The 2,318-nt window shown below is 37.8% G+C and carries 2 protein-coding genes; both read left to right on the top strand.

Annotation, left to right across the window (positions count from 1 at the left end; translation table 11 throughout):
* The first annotated feature begins 116 nt into the window (after nucleotides 1-116).
* Nucleotides 117-1,019, top strand: coding sequence for a tyrosine-type recombinase/integrase (locus tag BLT46_RS13040; RefSeq protein ID WP_073028679.1), 903 nt, complete (start codon nucleotides 117-119; stop codon nucleotides 1,017-1,019).
* Nucleotides 998-2,095 (top strand): IS91 family transposase, encoded by a 1,098-nt coding sequence (locus BLT46_RS13035; RefSeq protein ID WP_090410542.1) that lies wholly within the window; start codon nucleotides 998-1,000, stop codon nucleotides 2,093-2,095. The genes BLT46_RS13040 and BLT46_RS13035 overlap by 22 nt, the downstream gene beginning before the upstream one ends.
* Nucleotides 2,096-2,318 lie beyond the last annotated feature (223 nt).

Below are 2,318 nucleotides of genomic sequence, written 5' to 3'. Positions count from 1 at the left end.
TGTTGAACTAAACCTTCGGTAGCTTTTCCGTTAGAAGTCATATATTTAGGATATTAAAAAAATAAAATTATGGTAACTAAAAAAAATCTCCGGAGGAATTAAGAGCGAACAAATATTTGAATCGCGCTTGTAGTGAAATTAATGGTTTCTCTGAACTTCTGCAACGTTTCGAACGAAATATTTCCATTTTAGGTAGAAGTAAACGCACTTTTGATAATTATTCCCGCCATGTGGCTGCAATGGCACTTCATTTTGGCTGTTTACCTACCGAATTAGATCCCGAACAAGTTAAAGACTATCTTTTTGAACTACAACAACGGTCGAATTCTCCTTCTCAATCGTATTTTAAACACACGGTTTACGGACTAAGGTTTCTATTAAAAACCGAAAATCTTCCGTACGATTATCTTCATTTACCTTCCATTCCTAAAGAAAAAAAACTTCCCGTAATTCTTAGTCGAGATGAGATTTGGAAATTGCTTCAACATGCCGATTTACTTAAACATCGCATTTTAATTGGTTTGATTTACAGTTGTGGACTTCGTTGTATGGAAGTGAGAAACATCGAATTAAAGCATTTAGATTTTGATCGGAAACTCCTTCATATCGTTCAAAGTAAAGGGAAGAAGGATCGTTATGTTCCGCTTTCTGATCATATCATTCGAGGGATTAAAAAATATATTTCAGTCGAACATCCCACCACATTTTTATTTACGGGTAATACCAAAGATACCAAAGGATTTGATTCTCGATACAGCCAACGCGGTGTTCAATGGGCGATTCAATCGGTTTGTAAAAAAGCAGGTATTTTAAAAGATGTGCATACACACACGCTGCGCCACAGCTATGCGACCCATTTATTGGAAGATGGTGTAAATATTCTGCAAGTTCAGAAATTGATGGGGCATGAACGCATCGAAACTACGATGGAATATTTACATGTTTGTCAGCTCGAAAACCAAAAAATACACAGTCCAATTGATACCGTTTTTGCGCTATGCAGCCGCAATGGGAAGTAGCTGATGTGCTGAGAAAAGTTGATTTATCCCATCAAAACTTCACGGTTCATCAGGAGAAAACACTCCGAGCACTGACTTTATGCCGAACTGCTGCTTTGGGCGGACATGTAGATGCGTGTGATACCTGTGGAAACATCAACATCAGTTACAACAGTTGTCGCAACAGGCATTGCCCGAAATGCCAAGGTCATAAACGAGAAGAATGGATTCAGGCGCGCGAACATGATTTATTGCCCTGTTCGTATTATCATGTGGTTTTTACTATTCCAGATTCGCTTAATGGTTTGGCGATTCATCAACCACAATTGATTTATAAAATCTTGTTTGATTCGGTTTGGGCAACGCTTTCTCAATTTGGTAAAACCGACGGTTTGCAATTGGGTATGATTGCTATTTTACATACTTGGGGACAAAATTTGAGTTTGCATCCGCATCTACATTGTATTGTTCCAGGTGGAGGAATTGATGCAAATGGTAAGTGGAAACGAAAGATAAAAACCGATAGATACTTGTTTGCAGTAAAAGCCTTGAGTAAGGTTTTTCGTGCCAAATATGTAGCCTTGTTGCGCAAAGAAAAATTGGCAGATGCTCAAGTCTTGCAAAGTTTGTTTGAAAAGGATTGGGTGGTTTATGCCAAGCGCCCCTTTGGTGGTCCCAAACAAGTCATTGAATATTTAGGGAGATATACGCACAAGGTGGCTATTAGCAACCATCGGATTAAAAACGTAACTCATCAAGAGGTTACCATTCATTACAAAGATTATAAAGACCACAGTAAAACCAAGCAATTAACATTAAAAAACGAAGAATTTGCCCGCCGCTTTAGTTTACATATTCTGCCTAAACGCTTTGTTCGAATTAGGCATTACGGTATTTTAAGTAGCAGTTGGAAACGGGGTAAATTGCAACAATTACAAGAAGATTTAAATATCATTCGACCGATAGTTGAACCTAAAACACAACATCGAAAATGTTATTGTTGCAAAGTTGGTAATTTGGTTACGTTACATGTTTTTGGGCAAAGAGGTCCGCCAAAAGCATATCTTATCGAAAACACAATTGCTTCTGTGAATTAGGTTTTACGGGTAAGGGAACCTGTGTTTAATTGTTCCAAAAAACACCAAAAAACAATTGAAACAGCACAACTTTAACCATAAAAAAAGCAGTAATCCTAAAATTACTGCTGGTATATCTTAAAGTCATACTTCGAAAACTCCATAATACGTATTAAGCTTCCTACGGTTCCGTTCAACGGGCTTTCATCTCGTGCCCTCCGGGCAAGACGAAAGCTTAGTTATT

Origin of the sequence: Myroides phaeus, from assembly GCF_900099675.1 — a bacterium.
GTDB classification, from domain to species: domain Bacteria; phylum Bacteroidota; class Bacteroidia; order Flavobacteriales; family Flavobacteriaceae; genus Flavobacterium; species Flavobacterium phaeum.
The sequence above is the reverse complement of the archived record's forward strand: the minus strand, read 5'-3'. Positions and strand labels throughout refer to the sequence as shown.